Source organism: Natrinema sp. LJW11 (genome assembly GCF_056135975.1).
The window spans coordinates 58,691-83,578 of the sequence record NZ_JBWBDM010000013.1 but is presented as its reverse complement, the minus strand read 5'-3'; the positions used below and the strand labels follow the sequence as shown (position 1 = coordinate 83,578).

Sequence of the window (24,888 nt, the reverse complement as noted above, 5' to 3'; positions counted from 1 at the left end):
CGCTTTTCGACCAGTGAAATGGCGGTGTACGCGGTGTGGCAAACCGCACGCGGAAAACGACCCACCCTGTGATGCCTGCGGTCACAACACCTTCGAGAAGGCGGTCGTCCGCGTCGACGATGGAAGCCAGAGCGGGACCGAGAGCGGCGTCGACTCCGATGCCGAACTGACGGAATCCGGAACCGTCGACACCGGCCCCGACTACGTCTGGGCCTGTCCGAACTGCGGCCGGGAGCACGTCCGGAACACGCCGCCGTGTTCCCGCTGTGGCAACCCGGATCTCGAGCGGGTCGAGCAAACTTACGAGGGGCTCGAGCGCGAGCTAACCACCCCGAGCTGGTTCGCGGTCGCGAAACCGTATCTACCGATCCTCGTCGTGATCGGGGTCATCGTCGCGCTGTTCGCGACGGGCGTGATCTCCCCGTCGATACTACCGGGTATCGGGCCGCCGTCGCCGCCGGACGCACCGGGTGAGGGAACCGAGGCCGCCGGAATCGATCTCGAGGCGACGGAAGGAGAGATTCACGAGCGGCTCGAGGACGAACGGGAGCCGTCGGCGTCGCGAACGCACGACGACGGGCTCGCGGCGTACGCGGAGTATCAGAACCGCGGGCTCGTCGCGATGGAGTTCGACGGTCGGGAGCCCGAGGCCGTAGACCCCGACGAGTTCGGTCACGGTTGCGGTGACTCGCGGGTCGTCAGTGGACGCCTGACTCTCGCCGAGGTATCCGTTCAAAACTACAGCGACGAGTCAGCGTTCGGGGACGCTATCGCCGAGGAACTCCTCGCGGAGTACGGCGACGACGTAGTGACCGGCTTCGACGCCGAAGGATTCGACGTTCACAGCGCGCCCGACGGGGATATCTTCGTCTTCTACGCCGCGTGTTGAGTTGCGCGTTTCACTCGGATCGGTCGGTCGCGCGATCAGCTCCCCGACCGGTCGCACGAACCCCTCGAGAAGCGACTCGAGTAGAAGAGCAATACGGGAGACGAATTCCAGTACGAATCGAGTGCCGTCCGATCGCGATGACTGCGACTGCGGTCGTCGTGTCGGTTCAGGCCGCGGCTTCGAACGCGTCGCGGAACGAATTCGCTTTCTCGCGGACGGTCACGGCCCCCTCCTCGAGCGCCTCGAGCGGATCCGCGCCGCCCTCGGTCTTGATCGTCAGGATCGGCTCGGTCTGGCCGCCCGACTGTTCGGGATTGACGTCGTAAGTCGCTGCGCTGACATCGTCGTGCTCGAGCAGTGCGCCTTTGAGCACGTTCATGAAGGTGTGGTCCTCGCCGGCGATCTCGATGGACAGTTCGTTCTCCGTGCTCTCGGTGACCCGCAGTTCCATGGCGAGTAGTCCGGTCGTCGGCCGCTTGTACCTTTCGAAGCCGACGCTCGTCGCGGTTCGCCGCGACCGTCACCGGGACAGTTGCGCGAGGGGGACGCGGCTCGAGCCGGACGGCTGACGACGGTCCTGATGGTAAACCACTATACGGCCCCGTTCGAACCACGGCATATGCGCTTGCTCGCGGCCCTGCTTGCGGTCGCCGTCACCGCGTCGCTGGTCGGGTCGATCGCGGTCGTCAGACGGGTCCACCGGCCGGCGCGGCGCTGGCGAGACGTGGCTCGGGAGCGGCTCGTGTACGGCGTTCCGTGGGGGTCGCTCGTGGTGATCGCGTTCGTCGTCGGCGTCTACCTGTTCGTCCAGAGCGGGATCGCGGATTTCGACGATCCCGTGACGATCCCCTTCCGCACGTGGTCGTACTTCTATCCGCTCGGAATGGCGACCGCGGCGTTTTCCCACGCGGGTCCCGGTCATCTCATCGGCAACCTCGCCGGGACGGTCGTCGTCGCGCCGCTCGCCGAATACGCCTGGGGCCACTATCCGGACGATCGAGAGCCGAAGCGATCCGACTCGTGGCGCGCGAACCCGCGGATACGGGCGTTCGTGCTCTTCCCGCTGGCCGTCGTCGGGGTCGGATTGCTGACGAGCCTGTTCGCGCTCGGCCCCGTGATCGGCTTCTCGGGGGTCGTCTTCGCCCTCGCCGGGTTCGCGATCGTCCACTACCCGATCGTGACCATCGTCGGGACGCTCGGCGTCCAGAGCGTCGTCCTGCGGCTCTACTACGCGCTGCAGAATCCGATCAGCGTCTACACCGCCCAGCCGAGCCCGCCGTCCGCGCCGTCCTGGGCCGGCATCGCCATCCAGGGGCACGCGCTCGGGCTCTTTATCGGGTTCGTCCTCGGCATCGTCCTCCTCGAGCGGCGGGGCGTCCGCCCGAACCCGCTTCGGCTCTGGCTCGCCGTCCTGTTGTTCGGGTTCTCGAAGGGGCTGTGGGCGATCTACTGGTACGGAGCCGAGAACACCTTCGTGCTCTTCCAGGGGCCGGGCGTCGCGATCGTCTCGGTGCTCGCCCTGGTGGTCACGCTCTCGATGACCGCGTCCGAGCGTCCCCTCCTCCCACCGCGGGTTCGGCAGCTGTTCGCTCGCTCGGCGGACCGAACTGCGGGAGCCGTCGGTGACGCCGAGCGGCCGCTCGCTCGCTCGCTCGAGCTGGCCGGCGGTGGCCGCAGTGACGGCATCGTCACGGGCCACGTCGATCGCGTCCGCGAAATCCTCGGCGCAAATAGACCGCACCCCGAGTCCGGACGCCTCTCGGATCTGACCCGCAAGGGGGCCGCGTTCCTGACGGTTATCGGCGTCCTCGCGATCGTCGCCGGGATGGCCATCCCCGCGAACTTCCTCGTCGTCGACGAGTCGACCGCGTCCTCGGACGCGGCCGTCCAGATCGAGGATTACACCGTCGAGTACGCCGAGGACGTTCCCAACGGGCTGGTCACCGGGATCGGTATCGAGGCCCTCGAGGACGACGAGGGCCTCGAGTCCAGCGGGGTGATCGTCGCCAGCGACCGGCGCGAGATCTGGCTCGAGGCGGTCAGCGCCCAGCGGCTCGCCTTTACCGGCGAGGAGACGGTCTACGTCGGCGGCCCCGGCTGGCGCGAGGCGGTCCACGTCGAACGTACCGGCTGGGAACCGGTCGGCAACGACGTCGTCTATCAGGTCTGGCTGTGGGAAGACGGCGCGGACCGACGGCTCGCACACGAATCCAACGCCTCCCGGGCCGAAGCGCAGATCGCCGGCCGAAACGTGACCGTCGGCTCCGACGACGGGACGTTCGTCCTCGCGGTTAACTCGAGCGAGGCCGGTGCCGTCGCGACGACGCCGTTTCCCGACGAAAACGGAGCGGTAACGGCCGGCGGACTCACCTTCGAACGCGAAAACGAGACGATCTACGCGGCCGCCGACGGGACGCGAGTTGCGGTCGCGAGTCAGGAGACGTACAACGGCTACTGATCTTCGATTTCTCTCTGCACCGGGAACCACTGTGCGGTGGCGCGCGCTGTCGACCGACCGAAGTGAAAACGAGGGCGGTCGATGACCTGTGCGAGGGATGAGCGAGTGAAACGAGCGAATCGGCTGGGGAGGGTGTGGAAATTCCGTGTTGCCAGTGGTAGCAAAACGCCCGAGGCACTGAGAACCGCTCGAGACTGCCGGAATCGATCCGGCTTCCGTCACTTATGAGACGACCACTCGATACGAAAGACCTCGGCCTCGAGCGTCTCCTGTGCCGCAGTGTGAAACTCGAATTGGTTCGGAATCGGGAACTCGGCCCGGAACGCGTGCGTTACCGTTCCGCCCTCGTCGTCGGCGAACGATTCGACGAACGTCTGACTCCCCTCGTTGTGGATCGTATAGGAGACGGCTCCGATCTCGCGGGCCGTCTCGAGGAACGCCCGATCCGCGTGTCGGTTCCCGCGCTGTGCACCGAAGGGGGGGTTCGAGAGCACAGTGGCGTCGGCGAGCGAAAACGGATGGCGCGAGACGTCGCTGCGGAGCCACTCGATCGGCTGATCTCGGCTGCCACCATCACCGCCACCGCCCGCAATCGCCCGCTCGTTCCGCCGAGCGATCTCGAGCGCCCCGGCATCCAGATCGATCCCCGCGACCCGGTCGGCACCGGCGAGCGACGCAGCGATCGCGAGCATTCCCGTCCCGGTGCCGAGATCGACGACCTGCCCCTCGAGATCTCCCTGCAACCCCGCCAGATGGCAGAGATGGGCGGCCAGCTCCGCCGGCGTCAGATACTGTTCTAATCGCGCCGAGGGCTCGGAAAAGTCCTCGATCGACTCGAGTCGACGGGCGATCGTACGCCGAGACGGACCGGACATCCCCGCCGGTCAGTGCTCGACCGAAATCGGTCCCTCGAGATCGAACGCGAGCCCCTCGCGGTCGGCCCGTTCGGCACAGGCCGCCAGCGCTGGGCGGACCTTCGCGGGGTCCGCGACGTCGTCGACCGTGACGGTCACGGTTCCGACGCCGAGGAAGGAGCCGGCGCGCACGTAGCCCCGGATGCGATCGACCTCCGCTTGCGTCGCGAGCGAACAGTCCTCGTCGAAACACGCCGCGACGATCAACTCGGCGGGGACCAGTCCGTCCGCGGTTAGCTCGCGCTTGAGCTCGCGGAGGTACTCGGGGGCGGTCGACTCGAGCGCGGTCGCCTCGAGGGCGACGGGAGTGGCATCGGCCGGCTGACACCGGTCGATCGCCGACTCGGCTGATAATGTCGTACTCATTGCTCGACCATACATGGCTTGCATACAAAAAGATTGTTGAATACGCTGTAGTAATACAGTCCGTTCGACGTCTCACCGATCGTGACGTCGTCCTCGATAGCGGGACGATCCCCTCGCTCGAATCCGAACGGTCGGATTCATGACAAAATCGAATAGAGTTAAGAACATCCCGTGAAAGTTACAGGTATGGACGAGTGTCCACGGTGTGGGGGGGCCATCGAAGAACTCTCGCTCGGCGACGTGACGACGATCTCGTGTTCCCGGTGTGGGTTCGCGGACATTCCCGTCGAACACCAACCGACCGGGGAGGACGTCGAGTCCTGGCGAGACGCGTTCAATCGATTCTACGAGGAGTCGGCCGACAGCTGAACGCGAACCGTCGCTTCGCGGTGCTCGAGGCCGAACGAATACCGCTCCAGAAAAATCTCGATCCGCGGAACCGACGAGCTACTCGTTTGCGGCGGCCGCTTCGGCGTCCTCTGCTTCCTCCTCGTGATCGATGTCCTCGTCGGAGCGAGCCGCGACGAGGCCACCGCGTGCCACGCTGTACAGCGGTTCGTTCGCGTGCGTGACATCACTGATCGAGAACGGAATGTTCGCTTCGTCCAGGTGGTCTTTGAACAGGGCCTCGAAGCCGCTGGGGCTCGAGGTGCCGCCGGTGACGACGACGGGGACGTCGAGTCCTTCCTCGACGTCTTCCTCGTCGACTTCCGTGACGATGTTCTCGATGACGTAGTCGAGCAGGTTCTCGTAGTAAATCGAGAGCGCCCCCTCGACGCCGCCGACGTCGGTGGTGAAGTCGAGTTCGAAGTCGTCTTCCTTGATGGAGGTGACCTTGTCGACGGGCGTCCCCGTCGCGCGGGCGGCCTGCTCGTCGACCCAGTCGCCGCCGCGGGCGACGGAGAACTTCATGACCGGCACCGCGTAGTAGGAGAGACAGACGTTCGTCATCCCGGCGCCGAACGAGATGCCGAGACCGGTGAAGTTGTTGTCCGCGAGTTCGCTGTAGATGACGGACATCCCCTCGTTGATCGGTTCGGAGTCGTACCCCATGTCGTCGAGGAAGGACTCGATCGTCTTCTGGTGGTAGAGCGTCGAGAGGTCGGAGTCGATCGGATCCGCCGGGGACGAGAAGTAGAGCTTCTCGTCCGGATACGCGGGCTCGCCGACGACCTGCTCGATGATGAGCTTCATCATCGGGATCGCGCTCTGCTCGTCGTTCGAGAGGATCCCGTGTTTCATCGGTCGGCGGGTCTCCTTGTTGAAGATGTTCGCGAAGTTAAGCGCGTCGTCGCCGACGACGTAGACCTTGTCGTCCTTGCGAATGTGGAGGACTTCGCTTCGCGAGAGCATCTGCTCGGCCATATCCGAGTACTCGATTTCTACGAAGGAGTTACGCTGTTGCACGAAAACCGTGTCGTTCCCATCCTGCTGTGCTGACAGGATGTTCATCGTTCCGACGTCCAGGCCTTTAGCCATGTGTTGGGAAGGCCACTGACGGATTATAAATCTATGTGCGAAACTTTCGGAACTGATACTACGATATAAGACGCTATTTCTTTCCGTAGCCCCGTCTTAATTCCGCTTTACCAGGTTTCGGAAGCGATCGAGCAGATTCGAGAACGGTTTCGTCACCGTCGCGACCGCGCTGTCGTCGTCGGCCGTCGCCAACTCTTCGGCCCGCTGTTGCTCCCGAAGCTCTTTGAGTTTCGCCGTCTGGTCGTCGACCGTCGAACTCGAGGTGGTCTCCTTCGTCTCGCCTCCTTTCAGCCCCTTGAGACCGGCGACCTGCGAGTCGACGCCCGTCGATCGGGTGGTCGTGGTGCCGGCGTCGGAATCGATGCTGACGTCGTCGAGGGTGTCGCTCGAGAAGTTCAGGCGCTTGTGTTCGGTCTTCTGAACGCCGCCCCACGAGAGTTCGACGCCCTCCATCGCGTCGTCGATATCCTGTTGGATCTCCGCGTCGGTCAGTTCGGGCTCGTCGTCGACCTCCTCGTCGGTCACCACCGCCTTCGCTTGCTGTGCCATATCGAGGTAGTGGGCGATCAGTGCCGCTCCCGTCGAGGCGGTGATGCCGGCGAGGCCGACGGCGTACACTGCGACGACCTGAACGGTGTAATCGGCTCCGTAGTTGTTCCAGTCCTTCGGATAGGCGAAGAGGAAGCCGGCGACCGCGGCGACGGTGATCGCCACGCCGCCGATCGACGCGTACAACATCCGCCGTTCCGACGGAAGGAGCGTAACGATCCCGAGCATTACGACCGGAAGCGCCATCATCGCGAGCGCGTACGCGGGACCCACCCACGAGAAGTAGCCGGCGGATCGCGCCTCGAACGTGTTCCCCCAGAGGAAGAGCAACAGCGCGACGACTGCCAGTCCGATGCCGCCCAGGAACACCCCGAATCCGACGTAGACGTCGGTTCGATCTTCCGGTTCACCGATGTATCGACGATAGAGGTCGAAGAGATACCCGTCTGGGACCTGTTCCGCTGCCATTAACCCACCGTTTACGCTCCAGTACTATGACTGTTGGGACGGGAAACGAACCGAGCACCGAACCGAAAACCGGCTAGACATCCGCCCGTCGTTTCCGCGGCCGAGACGGTGTGAGTCGGTTCGACGTGTCGTTGCGATCCGACTCGAGATGCGTCGGTCCGACTCGAGGTGCGCCCGCTTTTCGATCCCACGGTCCCGACGGGTCCGACGAGTCGGCCGCTCCAGAACGTGTAATCGACGACGAATCAGTCCATAGTTTGATATTGGTCGGGTCGTGAAGTACTACCATCTCGAATTATGGTTGGTGATACGAACACCGTTCTCGTGGCGGACGACGATCCGTCCGTCGTCGCTCAGGTGCGATCGTGGCTCGAGGATCGCTACCGGGTCGAGACGGCGACGAACGGCGACGAGTTGTTGTCGCTCCTCGGGGACACGGACGCAGTGTTAGTCGACCGCGAACTCCGGACGGCATCCGGAACCGTCGTCGCAGCCGAGATCGAACGGCGAGCGACGGCACAGACCATGGCGATCCTCTCGAACGACGAGCGCGGAGCGGCGGTCCACTCGACTGCCGGTGACGCCCTCGAAAAACCCCTCGAGCGAGCGGCGCTTCTCGAGACCGTCGATCGACTGCTTCGTCACGCTCGGTACGACGAGCTCCTGGACGAGTGTCTGACGCTCGCGGCCGAACGCGGCGCGCTCGAAAGCCGGGACGACGTTGTGGCAGGCGAGGAGTACGAAACGCTCCAGCAACGACTCGACGAGGTGTTCACGGCGTTAGACGATGTGGTGGCGACCTTCGACGGCGACGATTTTCGAGCCGAGTTCGCGACCTGCGAGTTGGGGACGTCGACCGAGTCACACCGTGCGAGCGAGCATCCCTGATCGGCACTCGGCGAATCGATCGGGCGGACGCGGATTTTCGGCGTCGATCCACGTGGCCGCTTTCGCCGTTATACCCGCCGAATTCGGTCCTCTCGGTACAGCGTGCAGTATATACGTCCGTGGCCGTTAGAACGGCCAATGAGTCAGGAGTCGGAGTATACCGAAGGGGACCTTCGGAACACGGGGATGAGTCTCAAGCACGATCGCGAGTGGGACTACGAACTCGAGGAGATCGTCGATGCGATCGAGGAGCGCGACGCCAAAAAGGTCGGATTGCAGTTCCCCGAGGGGTTGAAGCGACGCGGGCCGGCCGTCGCCGACGACCTCCGTGCGCTGGCCGACGACGACGTGACGTTCATGCTGTCGGGCCAGCCCTGTTACGGCGCCTGCGATCTCGATACGTACCTGATGAAGCGGACGGACGTGTTCGTCCACTTCGGCCACTCGCCGATGAAGGACACGGACAAGGTGATCTACGTTCCGCTGTTCTCGAACGTCGAGGTCACGCCGATCATGGAAGAGTCGCTGGACACACTCGAGCCGCCCGAGGAGACCGAGGGCGTCGGCCTCGTCACGACGGCCCAGCACATGAACCGCTACGAGGAGATGACGGAATTCCTCGAGGAACGCGGTTACGAGGTCCAGAGCCGTCGCGGCGACGAGCGCCTGACCAACGAGGGGCAGGTGCTCGGGTGCAACTACGCGAGCGCGGACGTGCCAGCGGATCAAGTCCTCTACGTCGGCGGCGGGAAGTTCCACCCACTCGGACTGGCGATGGAGCACCCCGACAAGCACGTCGTCATCGCGGACCCGGTCAACAACGTCGTCACCGTAGCGGACACGGAGAAGTTCATGAAACAGCGCTACGGCGCGATCCACCGGGCGATGGACGCCGAGAAGTGGGGCGTCATCTTCTGTACCAAGATCGGCCAGGGGCGCTGGGAGATGGCCCAAGAGATCATCGACGACAACGACAACGCCTACCTCATCACGATGGACGAGGTCACGCCGGATCGCCTGCGAAACTTCGACATGGACGCGTTCGTCAACACCGGCTGTCCGCGAATCACGACCGACGACGGCCCGCAGTTCCACAAGCCGATGCTCACTCCGGGCGAGTACCGGATCGCCGTCGGCGACGAACCGCTCGATAGCCTCTCGTTCGACACGTTCCACGGTACCTGGTAGCGCGATAGTCGAGCCATTTTGGCACTTCTCACGCTCGCAGCCTCGGCGATCGGTACTACTCGGTCGGGTACTCCGCGAGTACAATCCGCTAGAAAAATATGTTCTTCGGCTTTACCGAAATTGCACACTACGTCCTCCTTACAACTATCATATATAGTTGAATATTGTGCTAAACAATCGTAATGACCTGCTGATTCCAAACCAGTTTGGAGCAGTTCTTTTGCACGCTAGTCACCGACGAGTAGTCAATGAGTAACTCAGCTCCGAGCGGGTCCACCGTCGCTGCTCGCGACGAAGGCTTTGACACCCTCGCCGACGCCTCACGGCGGGCTGTTCTCGGAATCACCCAGGAGCGATCGCCCGCTGGAATCGAGAAAAACGATCTTGCGTTCAGGCTCGCCGCAGTAATCTCGGATACCCGTCTCGCTGCGGTCTCCGAGGGCGACCACCAGCGGGCGCTCGTCGAGCTTCACCACCGCCTCGTGCCGCAACTCGTGGACGCCGGCTGTCTCGCGGAAACCGACGACGGGGCGGTCGTTTCGACCGAGCATTCGGCCGTCGACGACCCCACTCTCGAGCGGATCGTTTCGGGACACCACGACGCCGATCTGGAGACGCTCGATGCGGTGTTCCGCGCGCTTGCCGACGAACGCCGGCGGACGATCCTGTCGGTACTGAGCGATCAGCATCGCCCCATCGGAACCGAAACGCTCGCTCGAGACGTCGCGGCTCGCGAAGCCGAGACGGCCCGGCGGGAGGTTTGCCGGGACCGCGTCGATGAGGTCGAGGCCTCGCTCGTACACGTCCACCTTCCCCTGCTGGCCGACGCGGCGCTCATCGGCTCCGACGACGAGACGGGTCGCGTCTCGTACGAGGGCCATCCCGTCGTTCGCGCCGAATGGATCCAGCCCGCAGACGGCGTCGCGACGACCGACGACGCAGTTGCGGACGATACGGCGGCGGGTACGGACGTCCGCACGCTCGAGGGGCCCGACTCGCAGCGCGAGGGGTGCCGCCAGCGGTTTTCGCGATAGACCGCGACCGGACCCGTTCGCACCCTCGCTCTCTCCCAGGCAAATCACGCCGCGCTGTCCTCGTCGACACAATCCCGCCGCCCCGTCAGCGGAGACGAAAACACTTACCCAGTCAGTTATCGCATTCTCGCGTATGATTCAAAGCGACTGGGGAGACTGGCTCGTTCGCGACGTCGAGGAGGCGAACCCGACGGGCGTTGCGATCTGGTATCTCGGCTGTAACGGATTTATCGTCAAGGGCAGCGAGGGAACGACGATCTATATCGACCCGTACCTCGGACTGGGCGATCCGCCGCGGACGGTTCGCATGATCCCCGTCCCGTTCGATCCGGCGGCCGTCGACGAAGCCGACGCGGTCCTCGCGACTCACGAACACACCGACCACGTCCACGGCCCGAGTCAGGCACCGATTCTCGAGAACACCGGCGCGACCTTCTACGCGCCCGACGACAGCGTCGCAGTCGCCCGCGAGGATGAGTCCTGGACGGACGAGTGGGACGTGACGAACGACCAGTTGATCGAGGTCGCCGAAGGCGAGGCGCTCGAGATCGGCGAATTCACGGTTCACGTCGAGGCTGCGAACGATCCCGACGCGACCCATCCCGTGAGCTACGTGTTCGAACACGACGCCGGGACCTTCTTCCACGGCGGCGACACGAAACCGACCGACGAGTTCGAGCGGGTCGGCGACGAGTACGACATCGACCTCGCGGCGCTCGCGTTCGGCACCGTCGGACGGATCCCCGACAAGCAGACCCGCGAGCCGAAGCGAACCCGCTGGTACAACGACGAGAATCAGCTCGTCGAATGTGGCGCCGCCCTCGAGACCGAGCGACTCCTGCCGAGTCACTGGGACATGTGGAAGGGGCTCACCGCCGATCCGACGGCGCTCCACCACCACGCGGCGAGCTTCGACCACCCCCGACGACTCGAGATCGTCGAGATCGGGGACCGGATCGACCTGTAGGCTCCCATCGCGAACGGTCTCCCAGACTGTCCGCACGTTTTATAGTAATGGTATGGTAACGTTGGTCTCATATGAGCACCAGCGCCGATACGGACGACGAGATCGAGGTCAGCGCAGACGGGATCTCCGTCCGGAAGACGTTCGCAGCTGACGAGTTCCCGGTTCCCGCGATCCGGTTCGAGATCGAATCGGACCGCGACGACCCGGTTACGTTTCAGCTCTCCGAGGACATCCCCGAATCGTTCCCGATGGACAAAGTCGGATTCCACCCCGACTATCACAGCGACGACTGGACGGCCTATCAGGACAACCACGTCGAATTCACCGGTTCGCTCGAGCCCGGCGACCAGCTGGTGACGGTCTTCGGCATCCAACTCGACGACGAGAGCCGGGCCGCCGAGTTCCTCACGGAGCCGTCGGTCGTCGAACTCGATACCGACGATGACGACCGCTCGAGCGCCGACGAAGTGGACGACGAGGTCATTAGCAACATCGTCTCCGAGGATCGCAATCAGGCCGTCAAGGACATGATCGCCGGCGACTCGGACACCGTTCCGGGACTCGAGGACGAGGAGAGCCAGGACGATGAGGCTGCGGTCGACGAGGCCGATGCCGATTCGGCACCGGAGTCGGACATTGAGGCTGACGCGACCGCGGATGCACCGGCAGACGATTCGGCGGGGCTCGATCTCGATCTCGGGGATGTCGATCCCGATCCGGAGCCGGTCGACGTCGAATCGGACGACGAGGACGACGAGACGCCGGATATCGATCTCGGCTTCGAGGAAGAAGAGATTCCGGAACCCGAAGTCGATGACGGCAGCGAGGCGTCGGATGACGAACTCGGCGTCGACCTCGAGCTGGCGGCGGACGACGAACCGCCGGTCGAAGGGGACGATGCTGACGAACCCGAGATCGAACTCGATCTCGAGGACGAAGCGGTGACCGCGACCGACGAGCCAGCCGACGGCTCCGCGGACGACCAAGCTGCAGAGACGGACGCGACGATGGAGACGGCTGCTGACGAGTCAACCGTCGAGGACGATGAGTCGACTGCGACGGTCGACGATGAGGAGTCCGCGAGCGACGCCGAAGCCGCGGACGACTCGCTCGAGACGGCTGATTCCGAGCCCGAGACGCCGGCCGCGGAGGACGAACCAGCTGCGGAGGACGACCCAGTCGCGGATGACGAACCAGCTGCGGAGGACGACCCAGTCGCGGATGACGAACCAACCGCGGATGACGAATCGGACACTAGAGACGACTCCGACGAGTCAGTCGAGACGGGCGGCGACTCCGACGACACAGCCGACCCGGCCGCCACAACCCCCGACGCCGACCCCGACTCCGACGAGTCGATCGCGGCCAGACTCGCAGCCGAAATTCGCGACGGGACGGTCGACGAGGCCGAACTCGAGACCGTTCGATCCGAACTCGATCTCGAGCCCGCTGGCCCGGAGATCGCGAAAGTCGAACACCTCCAGCGCCGCGTCGAGGAGGTCACCGCCTACACCGATGCGCTCGAGACGTTCCTCGAGGAGAACGGCACCGGCGCACAGCTCATCGAGGAGCTCCAGACCGATATCGAGGGGCTCGAGGACGACTTCGCGTCGATGGACGATCGACTCGCCGGGACGGACTCGCGGGTCGACGAACTCGACGACGATATCGCGGATCTCTCCGATTGGAACGCCGATCTCGAGTCGGATATCGGCGGTGTCGCTGACGACGTCGACGAACTCGACGATACCGTCGACGATCTGACCGACGAAGTCGAGGAGATCGATGCCAACGTCGCCGAACTCGAAGACGATCTCGAGGCGACTGAAGACGAAATCGATCGCGTCGAAGACGACCTCGAGACGGTCGCGGACGACCTCGAGGACGTGCAGGCGGACGTCACGGACATCCAGGAGTGGCGCGACCAGCTCGGCTCGATGTTCTCGGACTGAGTGCGGACCGCGACGGATCGGGCACCGCTGTTTCTGAAACACAACTCGTTTATCTATCGCCGGTAGAGAGTCGGTCGATGGGCGAGACGATACCGATCGCTGTGCCACGAAAGGGGCGACCGCTCGAGTCGGTGCTCGACCGAATCGCAGGTCGCCTCGACGTTCCCGAACTCGCGGACGATATCACGTCGACGCTCCGCCACGAGAAGGCGGTCACGAAGGACAGCGTCGACCCCGAGACAGCGGACGTCTACCATCGTCTCGCCGACTACAGCGCCGTCGACGATCCGACCGAACCCGAGTACACGCTGGTGCGAGACGACCGCGCCGGGAAGCCGCGGCGAATCGTCTTCGACAGCGTGACGATCCCGCTCGCGGCTGTCGAGGGCGCACCCGACGACGCGTCGATCCAGCTCGTGGGTCGCGAGGAGCCGTTCCGTTCGCTTCGGACCCACGAATTCGCGCTCGGCTTCGACAGCGCCGATCTCGTCCTCGAGGAGGTCGTCGAACTGCGACCGGAGCCGCTCGACCGGATCGCCGACGTGAACGCTCGAATCGATCCCTCCGACACCGACGTCAAGGTCGTCACCGGGCTCGGCGACACGGTCTACCACACGCTGTTGGCCACGCCCGACGTCGTTTCGTCCGCCGAATCGGTCGATCGGGAGTTCCTGGAGGCCTACGAGGGAGCGCTCTGTATCGAGCCCAGATACGAACGGCTCGTTCAGGCCGTACTCGGGACGCGAACGCTCGACGGAGTCGAATTTCGCTACCCAGAGGAGGGCCGCGAGGAGGAGGCGGCCATCGCCGACGCGGGACTCGGCGTCTACCTGACCGTCACCGGTTCGACCGCCCGCGATCACGGCCTCTTGCTGGGCGAGCAACTGTTCCCCAGCGAGACGGTGTTGCTCGAGAACGCGGCGGAGACCACGGAGACGGTCGACCTCGTTCGATCGTTGCTTGACGGGGCCGACCTCGAGACGGAACTCGCGGTCGGCGGATAGGGCGCGATCGCGGTTTCGAGTTATTCCTCCCAGTTGTGCAGCGAGTCGCGGAAGATTTCCGCGACGTCGTCTTTCGTCACCGGTCGCGGGTTACATCGGAGCAGCCGCTGTTGGGTGTCGACCGTTTGCTCGGCCAGCCAGTCGATCTCGTCTTCGGTGACGCCGGCGAGTTCGTGGAGCCCGCTCGGCAGGACGTTCAGATCTCGCTGGAGGGCGACGAACTCCTCGCGGGCGCGATCGGCGGCCGCGCGGGTACCCAGACCGTCCGTATTCGCGCCGAGCATCTCCGCGATGTCCGCGAAGCGTTCGGGATCGCTGGCGACGTTGTACCCGAGCGTGCTCGCCGGCGTGAGGGCGGCGATGGTCTCCCCGTGGTAGGTGTGATACTTGTTCCCCACCGGATACGCCATCGCGTGACAGAGGCTCGCGCCGGCCGTCAGCCCGGCGATCGCACCGTACAGTGCCCCCTTCAACATCGCCTCGCGAGCCTCGAGATCGTCGCCGTTGTTGACCGCCCGTCGAACGTTGCTCGAGAGGAGGGCGATCGCCTTCTCGCTGAACAGTTCGGTGAAGCCGGTTCGGCCGGCGTACACCGGGCGATCTGCGGGATTTTCGGGGCGGAGGAGATCGTCGTACCGATGAGTGGTGTACCCCTCGATGGCGTGTCCGAGCGCGTCCATCGCCGTCTTCGCGGTGAGATCCGGCGGGAGTGACGTGGTCAGCGTCGGATCGAGCACCGCCGCGTCCGCCCGCACGTTGTTGCTCGAGATCCCCTCCTTGATGTCTTTCTCGGCGACGGAGAGGATCGCGACCGGCGAGATCTCCGACCCCGTCCCGGCCGTCGTCGGGAGCAAGACGAGGGGCGGGCCCGAGTCCGTCAGCGCCTCGCCCGAGCCCGTCGGCTCGGCGACGTAATCGAGGATCTCGCCGCCGTTAGCGACGACAGCGCGGGTCGTCTTCGCGGTGTCGAGACAGCTCCCGCCCCCGAGCCCGACGTAGAAGTCGTAGCCGTCTTGGCCCATCTCCTCGCGGACGAACGAGATGCAGTCCTCGACGGCCTCGATCGACGGTTCGCGCTCCGACTCGTCGTAGATATCGACGTCGAACCCTTCGTCCTCGACGTGGTCGGCGACCCGCCCCGCGTGGCCGATCTCGGCGAGCGTTTCGTCGGTCACGAGCAGTCCGCGCGCGTCCCCGGCGACGCCCAGGTCCTCCAGCTGGAATCCGAGCTCCCTGACCGCGCCGCGGCCGACGCGAATCTGTGGCATCTGGACGTGCCAGACGGTTTCCGGCGCGAGTTCGTGCGGGCTGGCGGAGACCGACCTGTCGTAGCTCACAGCCCCCACCCCGGCTGCATGGCCTCGAACTGTTCGGGGTCGTGTCCGTAGACGATTTCAGCGTCGTGACGCCGCTCGAGTTCCTGGATTCGACGGAGACTGTCGAACCACTCGGTCTTCCCCCAGAGGAGGTTCGCACCGAGGGGGATCTCCGCCTCGAAGTTGTCGGCCATGTAGACCTGGTCACCGGTGAACACGAGCGTCTCCTCGCCGTCGAGGTGGAGTACCGTCCCGGTGAGCCCGGGAGTGTGTCCCGGGAAGCGGACGAACTCCAGGTCCGCGAAGTGGCACTCACGATCCCGATGTAACACGCGCCAGTTCAGGTCGTGATCGAAGTCCTCGAGAATGTACGCCCCGCTTCCTTCCTCCGTCTTGGCGCTGTAGTAGGCGTACTTGAGTTCCGTCTCGTGAACGAAAACGGGGACGTCCGTCCCGTCGAAGAACTCCAGTCCGCCGGCGTGGTCGAGGTGCAGGTGGCTCTGGAAGACGTAGTCGATGTCGTCGATTCCGAACCCGGCCTCGTTCAGGTCGTCGTCGAGGCGATGCTCGTGGGCGTCGTAGGGATAAAACGCCTGCAACAACCCGTCGGGCCAGTGCCCCTCGAGGGCGTCGTGGTGGGAGCCGGTGTCCCAGAGGATCGTCCCCTCGGGGTGATCGATGACGAGGCTCCAGACCGGTATTTCGCCGTAGTCGATGTCGGGATTCGGCTCGTCGTGCGTGCCGAGCACGTGGCCCTCCATCATGTAGTTCATGTCGACGTCGAGACTGCCGCGATCGAGCACGTGGACGGTAGCGTCTGTCATATGATACCACAACGACATGCCAACACAACGGCTAATAATGCTTCGGGAGGGCCCGTCACCGGTAATGACTGTTCGACGGTCTCGAGACTGCCCCGTTGGTGGAACTGATAGCTCAGAGACGGATCGGCACGGAAGGATGACCCTCTCGCTGAGCCCACGCTGACTCTAGCAACATCTACGCTCTCAAGCTCCTATAAATATCATCTCTACCTTTTCAAATCATAGGTATTATTAGAATTGGAGGTGGTATTATTAACATCGATGGTTCAACTCTCGCGACGACGACTGATCCAGAGGACAGGTGCAACCACGATTGCGGCAACGGGAATCGCTGGCTGTCTCGGTCGAGGAGACGGGTCACTCGACTCCCTCACGGTCGCGTACGTCCCGATTTACCCGAACATGCAACACTACGTAATGGAGCAAGAGGGCTACTACGACGACATTCCAGTAGCTGTCACTATCGAGCGATTTAGTTCTGGTCCCAGTGTCGTCACGGCGTTTGCCAGCGGAGATGTCGACGCTGCGCTCTTCGGAATCACCCCCGCGATAGTCCTCGTCGACAAAGGCACCGACGCCGGCGTCCTCGCGTCGAACTCGAGAAACGGCTTCAAGGTCATGGGGACGACCGAGCTCGTCGATCTCTACGAACAGGAAGGAGTAGCAACGTTCGAGCGCTTCGAGCAGGAGTATGGTCGAAAGATACGGTTCGGTCCCCCACCCGACGGGAGCGTTCCCGACATCGTCCTCCGATACTGGATCCGGGAGGTTCTCAACGCCGGTGAGATGGAGTCCGCAATTAACAAGTCGAAAGTCCCACCGGCGAAGGCGATCCGGACGATCCAATCGGGCGACATCGACGCGACGATCATCCAGGAACCGTTCGCGACCATCATCGGTCAGGACGACGGCGTTGACGAACTCGTCTGGTCTGGAAACATTTTGGAAAACCATCCGGTCACAGTGTTGTTCGCGAACCAGCAGGTGATCGATGACAGCGAAATCTCACAGTCGCTCGTCGAACAGCATACCGCGGCGACCGAGTTCACGGCAGATTCAGCGGATGCGGCCGCTTCCCACGCCGCCTCGGTCATCGGCTCCGGCGTGAGCAAGGACCTCGCTACGGCGGCTATGGACTCACAGGCGTCTGATTTCCTCTCGGATCCACGCGCGATCAACGATCAGGCCGCGACGATGGGCGAATTCGTCGCGAACGTCGGCAACATCGAGGAACCGATCGCGACGGAGAACCTGTTCGCGCTCGATCCCTACGACGCTATTCAGGTATGAGTACGCGTACCGACACCAGTTCCAACGCGGCGGTCCCCGGCGACTTCGAGGGAGAGCTGTGGCGGTATCTGCGCGGGTTGGGTGGGCTCCTCGTGTTCCTCATCGTCTGGTGGGTTGGCGCGCTAACGACCCAGCCGTCGTATCTGGTACCGGGACCGCTTGATTCGGTACGCGCGTTCGTCGACCTGTTCGCGACCTCGACTACGATCGTGGTCCCCGTCTTGGAATCGAGTCTGATACTGCCGACCGGGCTCGCGCACCTCGTACAGACGTTGTTCCACTACGTTCCTGGCCTCCTCCTCGGTGCCAGCTGTGGTATCAGTCTGGGACTGGCGATGGGCTGGAACGGTGCGCTCGACGACTGGTTGCGGCCACTCGTTCGGGTTCTCCGGCCGATTCCGCCCCTGGCGTGGGTCGTCTTCGCGATCGTCTGGTTTGGCATTCACCACACCGGTGCGGCATTCATCGTCTTCGTCGGCGCGTTCTGGATCAACTTCTACGGCGCCTACGGTGGCGTCGAAGGCGTCTCGAGCGAACTGACCGACGCCGCGTCGACGCTCGGTGTGGAGCGCGATCTCTCGATGCTGAAACTCGTCGCACTCCCCAGTGCTGCTCCACAGGTGTTGACGGGGTTCCGGACGAGCATCGGTCGCTGCTGGATGATCGTCGTCGGAGCCGAACTGTTCGGTGCGCCCGGCGTCGGCTACGAGATCATCAACGCCTCGAACAACCTCGCGATGGCGACCAGCGTCGCATACATGTTCCTGATCAGCCTGGCGTACCTCTGTATGGATGTCGGGTTCCGACTCGTCGAACGGAGGGTACTCGCATGGCGCTAAGTAGGGACTCGTCCACCAGTCGAGAGTCAAGCGCGAAGATCGCTGTACAGAACGTCAGCAGATCGTATGAGTCGACGCAAGCGCTCGCAGACGTCTCGTTCACGGTGGCGGAGGGCGAGTTCTGCTGTGTCGTCGGTCCGTCCGGGTGTGGGAAGAGTACGCTGTTGCGGGCGATCGCCGGACTCGACGATCCGGATGGTGGATCGATACTGGTCGGCGGAGACCCGGTTACTGGTCCTGGGTTGGACAGGGGGATGGTCTTTCAGGAGTACGCACTGTTCCCCTGGCGAACCGTCCGCGGGAATATCCGGTTCGGCCTCGATCGGCCCGCGTGTGATTGCCCCGACTGCGAGGCACGGGTCCGGGAGTTGATCGACCTGGTGGGGCTCGAGGGCTTCGAGGACGCGTATCCGAAGGAGCTATCCGGCGGCATGAAACAGCGCGTCGGTATCGCTCGCGCCCTCGCCGTCGATCCGGAGATCCTCTTGATGGACGAACCGTTCGGCAGTGTCGACGCTCGGACGCGCGACCGCTTGCACTCCGAGTTACTCGACATCTGGACGCAGACCGGTCAGACCGTCGTGTTCGTCACGCACGATATCGACGAGGCGGTGACGCTGGCCGATCGCGTGATCGTCATGGAAGCCGACCCCGGGGCGGTGCAGTCGACCGTCTCTATCGATAGAGCGCGCCCGCGGGAGCGGACGGATCGTGCCTTCGTCGACTACGTCACGAGAATCAGAACTGAACTCGGAAGTCCGGCAGGCACTAACTCTTGATGTTGGTATAGCGAAATAGAGTTTAAAGGAGTGAAATAGAGCAGATTATTTGAGTACATTCATAGTAATTATAGAGATGGTTGGTCGACTTTCGATAAAAGAACCGGTCGCCAGACGATACTATCGTTCGATTCAACACCGAGCTGCAGCGAATCCTGGACAAATAACGGATTCGAACCTGACTACATAGTCGAACAACCGGTCGGCCGGCCTGTTGGCGTTCGGTTATCGAATGACGGAGTAAACGGACTCGAGATAGGTCTCTCGAACGCGGTCGCCCCAGTTGTGGGTGTAGGTATCGATCACGTCGCCGGCGACGTCGCCCCGGAGGTACTGCACGATCCCTCGATCACCGGTTCGGTCCCGGAGATGCGTGGTGAAGAAGTGCCGAAAGTAGTGCGGCGTGACGTTCTCCTTCGTTCCGCCGCCGGTCCGGTACCAGCCGTACTCTCGAGCGTGCTTCTGGATGATATAGCGGACGTCCGACGGTGTCAACCGTTCGCCCCACGACGACCCGGTATCGAGGAAGAGCGGCCGCGCCGGCGATATCGCGTCGGGGCGGATCGCCAGCCACTCGAGCAACGCCGCTCGAAGCTCGTCGTCGACCGGGACGACCGTATCCCGCTTTCGCTTGTTCGATGCCGTCCGTTCCTCGCCGTTGACGGTCGTTCCGCGGGCCGGCTCGGACGAGACGAACACCGACGAGGGCCGCCGCTCGAGGCCGACGCGGGGCTCCCACTCGAGGTCGATTTCGGGCAGCTCGAGGTGTAGATCCCGCAGATCGAGGTTACAGCACTCGCCGACACGCATCCCCGTCTTGAGGAGGGCGACGATGACGCATCGCTCGAGGGGATGAGCGATCGTTCCGACGAACGACCGCATTTCACCGACGGAGATGTCGCGTCTCGTCGGGTTCGTATCGATCGATTCGGACATCTCCTCCATGACGAGCGCCATCGGATTGTCGTCGAAGGCGCCGACGCGGGTCATGTAGTCGTAGAATCGGTTGAGATAGGACGCGTAGGACGCGATCGTGCTGTCTTCGAACTCGCCGCGCAGCGAGTGAATCCAGGCCATGCACTCCCGCCGCTGAGCCCGTCCGACGGCCTCGACGTCGAATTGATCGGCGAGAAACGCCTGGAACCGCCGAAGCACCCGCTCGTACGCCTCGAGCGTCCGTTCGCTCTTGCCGTGATAGCGCTGGTCGTCGAGGAAGTACGCGATCGGATCCGTCACGTCCGCCGGCGCGTCGCCGGTGGGTTCAGTCGCCATCGCCACCACCGTCGACCGTCGTGTATCCGCCGTGGCGTCCGCTGTATCGAATCCGATTGCTCGATTGTAGTTCCTCGAGCGTCTCGTCCAGTCGCGACTCGATGTCGTCGGAGACCGCCTCGAGCAGTTCGTCCCACGAATACGTGTCAGCTGAGAGGAGTTTAAGGACCTGCGTTTCGAGGGCGTTACCCCCAGGGTCTGGGTCCGGAGAATCGGGTTCCGCAGAGTCGGATTCGAACCCCTTTCGTCCCGCCTGCACCATCGTCCGGACGAACTCGCTCTGACTCATATCGAGTTCGTCGGCGTGCGATTGCCACTCCGATTTCTGGTAGGACGGGACGTAAGTCTTGACAGCGGCTCGAGATGTATCCGCCGAATCGCTCATACGTCGTCTATCAGACGCGGTGATCTTCAATCTACCCATTATTCGAGCTAAGTATATTTATCTCCGATGGCATGCCCCTAATTACGCCAAATGAGGTGACACCGTTCGAGATGTAAATATAAAAGGTGACACAAATTTGGATATTAGATCGTTGAATGTGGCCCCACAATCCAATATATAGATACGCGAAAGTTGAGTTGACGAGTTGAGATGGTGTCCGTATTCGTGTGGGGATTTTGTCTCGTGCGGTCTGCAACCGATTTCGATTCGTCTCTCACGACGACCCGCAGTTACCGTTTGGCCCCCTCGATAACGATGGCCGATATCGCTCGAGCGGAGGGTATCGATCGGCCTCCGCTTCGACGGTCGATCGAATCAGCGAGTCCCTTCAAACGGAAGGAGTTCGATTCGATGGCACGCTCGAACGATCGCCTGATGATGGCTGAATTTCGCTGGGGTTCATCGAATTATCGATCCCTTTCACGAGGGTGGCAACTATCGCAGTGTCTGGCATCGTCCCTCGAACCAGGATCGCATCGATGGACTCGCTCGCTGGTGGGAGGCAGGATGCGAAGTCGGTCTCGATGGGCTTGCGTTCGACGTATCTCATCATCGATATCGGCGTTGCAGGCGTTGCAGGCGATGCAGTTTCGTGATCGATCCGGCAAACGACCCGCCTCCGTCGCAATCTGTTCCGCGAGTCCCCTCTCCTTGCGTGTATTTCGATGATCCCAGTACACTGAGAGCCATCCCGATCGTAGCATGCCAGTCACGACTCCTCCGATGACTCTCTCGCCAGAGAACGTCTCGTCGTGACCAAGTGTCCGTGATCGGCTCGGATCGTCTCAGAACGCGACTGAGGGCGTTTTGGTTGGGTTATCGTTGGTCTTCCCCGCCAGTGTTACACGGCCCGGCTCTCTCTGCGCCCGAGGTTGTATCGGTCGACAGATCGAAGTCCTCGATACCATTGCGTGTGTTTCTCACGCAATATTTTGCGACGAATAGTGTCCGACCTCGGTCTCATAAATCATATACCGCTATACGTATCTGCGAGAGTGGCGCCACTGAACGATGGCCAGACTGTGGTCGGCTTAAATCACATCGTCTTCGTCAACTGACGATTCGCCGTCCGTCGATTCCGCGGCGTCCCGAAATCTCCGATCGGTCGAGCGCCGGTGCTTCCGTATCCGGAGTCGCTCCTGCAGTCGCTCCTCGATCGTCGCTTGCAACTCGAGGCCCCGCTCGGCGTCGATGTCGTGGGCCGTCGCTGCCCGGCCGAAGAAGGAGGCGGAACTCGCGGTGTCGGCCGTCACGCTGGCGAGACGACGGCGACGCTGAAAGATCGTCGCTTCGTGGAGGACGGCCTGCACTCGGTAGTAAGGAACGACCTTCGTCGTTCGTCGCCAGAATCCCGTCCGCGTGAGGACGTACCGATCGCCGACGCGGTACCCCCGGTTCGACCACTTCAAGTGGGCGGCCACGGGAACGAACGCGGCGAGAACGGCGAGGACGTACCACTGGCGAACGATTGCGGTGTAGCGCGCTACTACGTACGCGCTCCCGACGATCGTGGCGATGACGAGCAGGTAGCGGACCGCATAGCGTTCTCGAGCGCGACGCGGCGGCGACTCGAGATTCACCGGACCGAACGGTTCGATCGCGCGTGCGAGCCCGGCCACGCGGTCGGCGTCGGCGAGCGGAATCGCGGATTCCGTCCCGCGGGAGCCGGATTGACCGGGCGCGTACCCGGCCGTCTCGACGCCCAGCGCGGCGTAGCCGAACCACCGGAAGGGGATCGACTCCGAGATCGTCAGCGTCTGGACCTTCTCGAGGGGGATCGTCCCGCTGTAGCGCTGGAGGAGCCCCCGTTCGTAGTAGAGTTCGTCGTCGACGCGAGTGAGCCGGAAGCCGTAGTAGCGGGTGAACGTGAGGATCGCGCTGACGATCCAGGCGGCGAGGACGAAGAGCAAGACACCCCACGCGAGGAGGAAGATACCCGTCGCCGGCCCCGGAAGTCCCGCGATTCGATCCGCGGGGAGCAACGTGTCGGGATCGAACCCGCTGGCGAACGAGAGCGCGATACCGCCCAGGACGCTGGCTCCCGGATCGATGGTGAAGACGCTCAAGATCGCGAGTTCGCGGGGTTCGATCTCGAACAGGAGCTCTTCGTCCGCCGACGGCTCCGCGGCGGGTTCGGCCGCGTCGTCCCCGTCCTCGAGCGTCGCCTCGTCGTCCGCTTCGCCCGTCTCGGCGCTCGCGCCGCGTCGCAATTGCCGCCTGAGGTGCCGGGCTTCCGACTCGTCGACGTACCTGAGGCTGACCTCAGTCTCGCCGCCCCCGGCGGTTTCGACGTGGACGGCGGCGATGCCGAGGAGCCGTTCGATCACGTTCTGTCGAATATCGACGTTCTGGACCCGACCGAGGGGGAGTTCGCGGTCCCGACGCGATATCACCCCGGAGGTAACGTCGAACGTGTCTTCGGTGAGTTCGTACCGAAATCGCTGGTAGTAGGCGAACTCGTAGACGATCCCGATACCAACACCGAACAGGACGAGGCCGAACACCGAGAGCAGATCCATCCCGTTGCCGCCGGGCGAGACGACGATACCGACGACAAAGAAAACGAAGCCGGTGTTGAGGCTTCTCGAGAGCGATCGGACGGCGACCGACGCCGGGTGGAGTTTCTTCATACGGCGTCTTCACCCTCGCTCTCGATCGCGAGCCGGCGCAGCGATTCCTGTAGCTCCTCCGCGCGTGCCGGCGTCAGACCGGGGATCGCGACGTCGGAACTCCGCGAGCCGGCCGTGTACACCACCACCGTCGCGAGGCCGACGGTTCGCTCGAGCGGCGAGCGTCTGGAGTCGACGTGCTGGACCCGGACGTAGGGGACGACCGTCTTGGTTCGCGTGAAGACGCCGCGTTCGATGTAGAGATCGTCGTCCCGGAGGTCGAACCGCCAGACGCCGTATCGCAGCCAGGCGACGACGACCCGCAGGACGGCGAGTGAGAGGGCGATCGCGACGGCGGCCGGGACGAGTGCGCCCGGCGCGTCGGTCCAGAGATCGGTGCGGGAGAGAGCGATCGCCCCGCCGACGATGATCCCACCGAAAATCGCGGCTCGAACGAACGCGAGAACGAGCCAGACGCCTCGCACTCGCGGGGTGAGCCGTTCCATACGTATCGTCACGGAACAAACGCGATTAAAGGGTGGGAAAGCGGCGGCGGTTCGCACTCCGTGAGAGTTCGATCGATTCGGATCGCGTTCAGTTCGGTCACCCCCCGAATTTATGCTGATTGACGGGCGGTGACCGATATGGCAACAGACGACCTCGTCGCGGTGGATCGATCCGATGGGATCGCTACCGTCCGACTGAACCGCCCGGACAAACGCAACGCGGTCACCCTCGAACTCCACTCCGAGCTACGTGATGCCCTCGTCGAGTTGCCGGAGGTGGCGGTGGACGGGCTCATCGTCGCCGGCGACGGCCCGGCGACCTGTGTCGGAATGGACAGGGAGATCGTCGCCGACGAGGAGTACGACGAAACGTACGCGGACCAGATCGACGACTTGAACGACGAGATCTACGGCTTCCTCGCATCGCGGCCGTATTCGACGGCCGTGGCGGCCCGCGGGGCACTCGTCGGCATCGGCTTCATCCTCTCGCTGCACTGTGACTTCCTCGTCGTCGGCGAGGAGACGACGCTGTCTCTGCCAGAAGTGCGCTTCGGGATCGCCGCGACGCACACGATCGCACCCCTCGAGCGGATCGTCGGAACCAGAGCCGCGAAAGAGATCGCCCTCACCGGCGACGCGATCGATCCCGACCGGGCCCGCGAACTGGGGCTGGCGAACAGGGTCGTCGCCGAGGACGACGTCGGAGACGCCGCCCGCGAACTCGTCGGCGGGATCGCCGAACACGAGTCAACAGTGGTTCACGAATTGAAATCGGCCGCGTACGCTCCCGAGTGAGCCGTCGCATCGGACGGGTTTCGACGGCAGCGACGCGAACCCGTGAATCACCGTTTC

Annotated in this window: 24 protein-coding genes; 13 read left to right on the top strand and 11 right to left on the bottom strand. The window is 63.5% G+C overall.

From position 1 onward, the window contains the following. Nucleotides 1-13: 13 nt before the first annotated feature. A complete protein-coding gene (locus AC0QDI_RS24155; protein ID WP_474672587.1) occupies nucleotides 14-889 on the top strand; it encodes a hypothetical protein in 876 nt (291 codons plus the stop codon). A gap of 166 nt (nucleotides 890-1,055) precedes the next feature. On the opposite strand, the gene AC0QDI_RS24150 is transcribed toward AC0QDI_RS24155, so the two are convergent. Then, the gene (locus tag AC0QDI_RS24150; RefSeq protein ID WP_226041513.1) at nucleotides 1,056-1,340 is read right to left on the bottom strand and encodes a DNA-directed RNA polymerase subunit L; all 285 of its coding nucleotides are present in this window, start codon (nucleotides 1,338-1,340) and stop codon (nucleotides 1,056-1,058) included. Between the two features lie 168 nt (nucleotides 1,341-1,508). Here AC0QDI_RS24150 and AC0QDI_RS24145 point away from each other — a divergent pair, with 168 nt between their 5' ends. After that, entirely contained in the window at nucleotides 1,509-3,347 is a 1,839-nt protein-coding gene (locus tag AC0QDI_RS24145) for a rhomboid family intramembrane serine protease (RefSeq protein ID WP_474672584.1), read from the top strand. A gap of 218 nt (nucleotides 3,348-3,565) precedes the next feature. On the opposite strand, the gene AC0QDI_RS24140 is transcribed toward AC0QDI_RS24145, so the two are convergent. After that, nucleotides 3,566-4,222 (bottom strand): METTL5 family protein, encoded by a 657-nt coding sequence (locus AC0QDI_RS24140; RefSeq protein ID WP_474672582.1) that lies wholly within the window; start codon nucleotides 4,220-4,222, stop codon nucleotides 3,566-3,568. A 9-nt stretch (nucleotides 4,223-4,231) separates the two neighbouring features. Continuing rightward, nucleotides 4,232-4,627: a DUF7961 family protein gene (locus AC0QDI_RS24135; RefSeq protein ID WP_474672580.1), complete on the bottom strand. Its 396-nt coding sequence runs from the start codon at nucleotides 4,625-4,627 to the stop codon at nucleotides 4,232-4,234. Nucleotides 4,628-4,813: 186 nt separating this feature from the next. On the opposite strand from AC0QDI_RS24135, the gene AC0QDI_RS24130 reads away from it, so the two are divergent. Further along, on the top strand, nucleotides 4,814-4,996 hold the full coding sequence (locus AC0QDI_RS24130) for a hypothetical protein (protein WP_474672578.1): 183 nt from the start codon (nucleotides 4,814-4,816) through the stop codon (nucleotides 4,994-4,996). 78 nt (nucleotides 4,997-5,074) lie between these two features. Here the strand turns inward: AC0QDI_RS24130 and AC0QDI_RS24125 are convergent, their stop codons facing one another. Together AC0QDI_RS24125 and AC0QDI_RS24120 are read right to left on the bottom strand one after the other, a co-directional pair. Continuing rightward, on the bottom strand, nucleotides 5,075-6,106 hold the full coding sequence (locus tag AC0QDI_RS24125; protein WP_474672576.1) for a disk-shape morphogenesis protein volactin: 1,032 nt from the start codon (nucleotides 6,104-6,106) through the stop codon (nucleotides 5,075-5,077). A gap of 96 nt (nucleotides 6,107-6,202) precedes the next feature. Continuing rightward, nucleotides 6,203-7,123 carry a cell division protein CdpA domain-containing protein gene (locus tag AC0QDI_RS24120; RefSeq protein WP_474672574.1) on the bottom strand — a complete coding sequence of 307 codons (921 nt, stop codon included), beginning with the start codon at nucleotides 7,121-7,123 and terminating at the stop codon, nucleotides 6,203-6,205. Between the two features lie 297 nt (nucleotides 7,124-7,420). Here AC0QDI_RS24120 and AC0QDI_RS24115 point away from each other — a divergent pair, with 297 nt between their 5' ends. The 6 genes from AC0QDI_RS24115 (at nucleotide 7,421) to AC0QDI_RS24090 (ending at nucleotide 14,156) form a co-directional block, all read left to right on the top strand. Beyond that, entirely contained in the window at nucleotides 7,421-8,011 is a 591-nt protein-coding gene (locus AC0QDI_RS24115) for a response regulator (RefSeq protein WP_474672572.1), read from the top strand. Nucleotides 8,012-8,149: 138 nt separating this feature from the next. Continuing rightward, on the top strand, nucleotides 8,150-9,199 hold the full coding sequence (gene dph2, locus AC0QDI_RS24110) for a diphthamide biosynthesis enzyme Dph2 (RefSeq protein ID WP_474672571.1): 1,050 nt from the start codon (nucleotides 8,150-8,152) through the stop codon (nucleotides 9,197-9,199). Between the two features lie 248 nt (nucleotides 9,200-9,447). Next, entirely contained in the window at nucleotides 9,448-10,233 is a 786-nt protein-coding gene (locus AC0QDI_RS24105) for a DUF7344 domain-containing protein (protein WP_474672569.1), read from the top strand. Between the two features lie 133 nt (nucleotides 10,234-10,366). Further along, entirely contained in the window at nucleotides 10,367-11,200 is an 834-nt protein-coding gene (locus tag AC0QDI_RS24100; protein WP_474672567.1) for an MBL fold metallo-hydrolase, read from the top strand. A gap of 71 nt (nucleotides 11,201-11,271) precedes the next feature. Then, entirely contained in the window at nucleotides 11,272-13,152 is a 1,881-nt protein-coding gene (locus AC0QDI_RS24095) for an AAA family ATPase (protein ID WP_474672565.1), read from the top strand. Nucleotides 13,153-13,229: 77 nt separating this feature from the next. After that, nucleotides 13,230-14,156: a phosphoribosyltransferase HisG-related protein gene (locus tag AC0QDI_RS24090; RefSeq protein WP_474672563.1), complete on the top strand. Its 927-nt coding sequence runs from the start codon at nucleotides 13,230-13,232 to the stop codon at nucleotides 14,154-14,156. A 20-nt stretch (nucleotides 14,157-14,176) separates the two neighbouring features. Here AC0QDI_RS24090 and AC0QDI_RS24085 read toward each other — a convergent pair whose 3' ends face one another. Continuing rightward, nucleotides 14,177-15,493 carry a hydroxyacid-oxoacid transhydrogenase gene (locus AC0QDI_RS24085; RefSeq protein WP_474672561.1) on the bottom strand — a complete coding sequence of 439 codons (1,317 nt, stop codon included), beginning with the start codon at nucleotides 15,491-15,493 and terminating at the stop codon, nucleotides 14,177-14,179. Beyond that, nucleotides 15,490-16,296 carry an N-acyl homoserine lactonase family protein gene (locus AC0QDI_RS24080; RefSeq protein ID WP_474672560.1) on the bottom strand — a complete coding sequence of 269 codons (807 nt, stop codon included), beginning with the start codon at nucleotides 16,294-16,296 and terminating at the stop codon, nucleotides 15,490-15,492. The genes AC0QDI_RS24085 and AC0QDI_RS24080 overlap by 4 nt, the downstream gene beginning before the upstream one ends. Nucleotides 16,297-16,557: 261 nt before the next feature. Here AC0QDI_RS24080 and AC0QDI_RS24075 point away from each other — a divergent pair, with 261 nt between their 5' ends. The 3 genes from AC0QDI_RS24075 to AC0QDI_RS24065 are packed head-to-tail and all read left to right on the top strand — an operon-like array spanning nucleotide 16,558 to nucleotide 19,204. Further along, nucleotides 16,558-17,586, top strand: coding sequence for an ABC transporter substrate-binding protein (locus tag AC0QDI_RS24075; protein ID WP_474672558.1), 1,029 nt, complete (start codon nucleotides 16,558-16,560; stop codon nucleotides 17,584-17,586). Beyond that, nucleotides 17,583-18,425: an ABC transporter permease gene (locus AC0QDI_RS24070; protein WP_474672556.1), complete on the top strand. Its 843-nt coding sequence runs from the start codon at nucleotides 17,583-17,585 to the stop codon at nucleotides 18,423-18,425. The genes AC0QDI_RS24075 and AC0QDI_RS24070 overlap by 4 nt, the downstream gene beginning before the upstream one ends. Then, complete coding sequence (locus tag AC0QDI_RS24065) at nucleotides 18,416-19,204, top strand: ABC transporter ATP-binding protein (RefSeq protein WP_474672554.1); 789 nt, start codon at nucleotides 18,416-18,418, stop codon at nucleotides 19,202-19,204. The genes AC0QDI_RS24070 and AC0QDI_RS24065 overlap by 10 nt, the downstream gene beginning before the upstream one ends. Nucleotides 19,205-19,429: 225 nt before the next feature. Here AC0QDI_RS24065 and AC0QDI_RS24060 read toward each other — a convergent pair whose 3' ends face one another. The 4 genes from AC0QDI_RS24060 to AC0QDI_RS24045 form a co-directional block, all read right to left on the bottom strand. Beyond that, complete coding sequence (locus tag AC0QDI_RS24060) at nucleotides 19,430-20,476, bottom strand: tyrosine-type recombinase/integrase (protein ID WP_474672552.1); 1,047 nt, start codon at nucleotides 20,474-20,476, stop codon at nucleotides 19,430-19,432. Then, a complete protein-coding gene (locus AC0QDI_RS24055; RefSeq protein WP_474672550.1) occupies nucleotides 20,466-20,861 on the bottom strand; it encodes a DUF5805 domain-containing protein in 396 nt (131 codons plus the stop codon). Before AC0QDI_RS24055 ends, AC0QDI_RS24060 begins: the two co-directional genes overlap by 11 nt. Nucleotides 20,862-21,952: 1,091 nt before the next feature. Beyond that, nucleotides 21,953-23,551: a PH domain-containing protein gene (locus AC0QDI_RS24050; RefSeq protein ID WP_474672548.1), complete on the bottom strand. Its 1,599-nt coding sequence runs from the start codon at nucleotides 23,549-23,551 to the stop codon at nucleotides 21,953-21,955. After that, nucleotides 23,548-24,036 carry a PH domain-containing protein gene (locus AC0QDI_RS24045; protein ID WP_474672546.1) on the bottom strand — a complete coding sequence of 163 codons (489 nt, stop codon included), beginning with the start codon at nucleotides 24,034-24,036 and terminating at the stop codon, nucleotides 23,548-23,550. Before AC0QDI_RS24045 ends, AC0QDI_RS24050 begins: the two co-directional genes overlap by 4 nt. A 138-nt stretch (nucleotides 24,037-24,174) precedes the next feature. On the opposite strand from AC0QDI_RS24045, the gene AC0QDI_RS24040 reads away from it, so the two are divergent. Continuing rightward, complete coding sequence (locus tag AC0QDI_RS24040; protein WP_474672544.1) at nucleotides 24,175-24,831, top strand: enoyl-CoA hydratase/isomerase family protein; 657 nt, start codon at nucleotides 24,175-24,177, stop codon at nucleotides 24,829-24,831. Nucleotides 24,832-24,888 lie beyond the last annotated feature (57 nt).

Bases quoted from the DNA above. Each gene is read 5' to 3' on its own strand.
- AC0QDI_RS24095 (WP_474672565.1), top strand. From the start codon at position 11,272: ATGAGCACCAGCGCCGATACGGACGACGAGATCGAGGTCAGCGCAGAC.
- AC0QDI_RS24120 (WP_474672574.1), bottom strand. From the start codon at position 7,123: ATGGCAGCGGAACAGGTCCCAGACGGGTATCTCTTCGACCTCTATCGT.
- AC0QDI_RS24075 (WP_474672558.1), top strand. From the start codon at position 16,558: ATGGTTCAACTCTCGCGACGACGACTGATCCAGAGGACAGGTGCAACC.
- AC0QDI_RS24125 (WP_474672576.1), bottom strand. From the start codon at position 6,106: ATGGCTAAAGGCCTGGACGTCGGAACGATGAACATCCTGTCAGCACAG.
- AC0QDI_RS24065 (WP_474672554.1), top strand. From the start codon at position 18,416: ATGGCGCTAAGTAGGGACTCGTCCACCAGTCGAGAGTCAAGCGCGAAG.
- AC0QDI_RS24135 (WP_474672580.1), bottom strand. From the start codon at position 4,627: ATGAGTACGACATTATCAGCCGAGTCGGCGATCGACCGGTGTCAGCCG.
- AC0QDI_RS24040 (WP_474672544.1), top strand. From the start codon at position 24,175: ATGGCAACAGACGACCTCGTCGCGGTGGATCGATCCGATGGGATCGCT.
- AC0QDI_RS24105 (WP_474672569.1), top strand. From the start codon at position 9,448: ATGAGTAACTCAGCTCCGAGCGGGTCCACCGTCGCTGCTCGCGACGAA.
- AC0QDI_RS24060 (WP_474672552.1), bottom strand. From the start codon at position 20,476: ATGGCGACTGAACCCACCGGCGACGCGCCGGCGGACGTGACGGATCCG.
- AC0QDI_RS24115 (WP_474672572.1), top strand. From the start codon at position 7,421: ATGGTTGGTGATACGAACACCGTTCTCGTGGCGGACGACGATCCGTCC.
- AC0QDI_RS24145 (WP_474672584.1), top strand. From the start codon at position 1,509: ATGCGCTTGCTCGCGGCCCTGCTTGCGGTCGCCGTCACCGCGTCGCTG.
- AC0QDI_RS24050 (WP_474672548.1), bottom strand. From the start codon at position 23,551: ATGAAGAAACTCCACCCGGCGTCGGTCGCCGTCCGATCGCTCTCGAGA.
- AC0QDI_RS24130 (WP_474672578.1), top strand. From the start codon at position 4,814: ATGGACGAGTGTCCACGGTGTGGGGGGGCCATCGAAGAACTCTCGCTC.
- AC0QDI_RS24150 (WP_226041513.1), bottom strand. From the start codon at position 1,340: ATGGAACTGCGGGTCACCGAGAGCACGGAGAACGAACTGTCCATCGAG.
- AC0QDI_RS24045 (WP_474672546.1), bottom strand. From the start codon at position 24,036: ATGGAACGGCTCACCCCGCGAGTGCGAGGCGTCTGGCTCGTTCTCGCG.
- AC0QDI_RS24100 (WP_474672567.1), top strand. From the start codon at position 10,367: ATGATTCAAAGCGACTGGGGAGACTGGCTCGTTCGCGACGTCGAGGAG.
- AC0QDI_RS24055 (WP_474672550.1), bottom strand. From the start codon at position 20,861: ATGAGCGATTCGGCGGATACATCTCGAGCCGCTGTCAAGACTTACGTC.
- AC0QDI_RS24090 (WP_474672563.1), top strand. From the start codon at position 13,230: ATGGGCGAGACGATACCGATCGCTGTGCCACGAAAGGGGCGACCGCTC.
- dph2 (WP_474672571.1), top strand. From the start codon at position 8,150: ATGAGTCAGGAGTCGGAGTATACCGAAGGGGACCTTCGGAACACGGGG.
- AC0QDI_RS24080 (WP_474672560.1), bottom strand. From the start codon at position 16,296: ATGACAGACGCTACCGTCCACGTGCTCGATCGCGGCAGTCTCGACGTC.
- AC0QDI_RS24140 (WP_474672582.1), bottom strand. From the start codon at position 4,222: ATGTCCGGTCCGTCTCGGCGTACGATCGCCCGTCGACTCGAGTCGATC.
- AC0QDI_RS24070 (WP_474672556.1), top strand. From the start codon at position 17,583: ATGAGTACGCGTACCGACACCAGTTCCAACGCGGCGGTCCCCGGCGAC.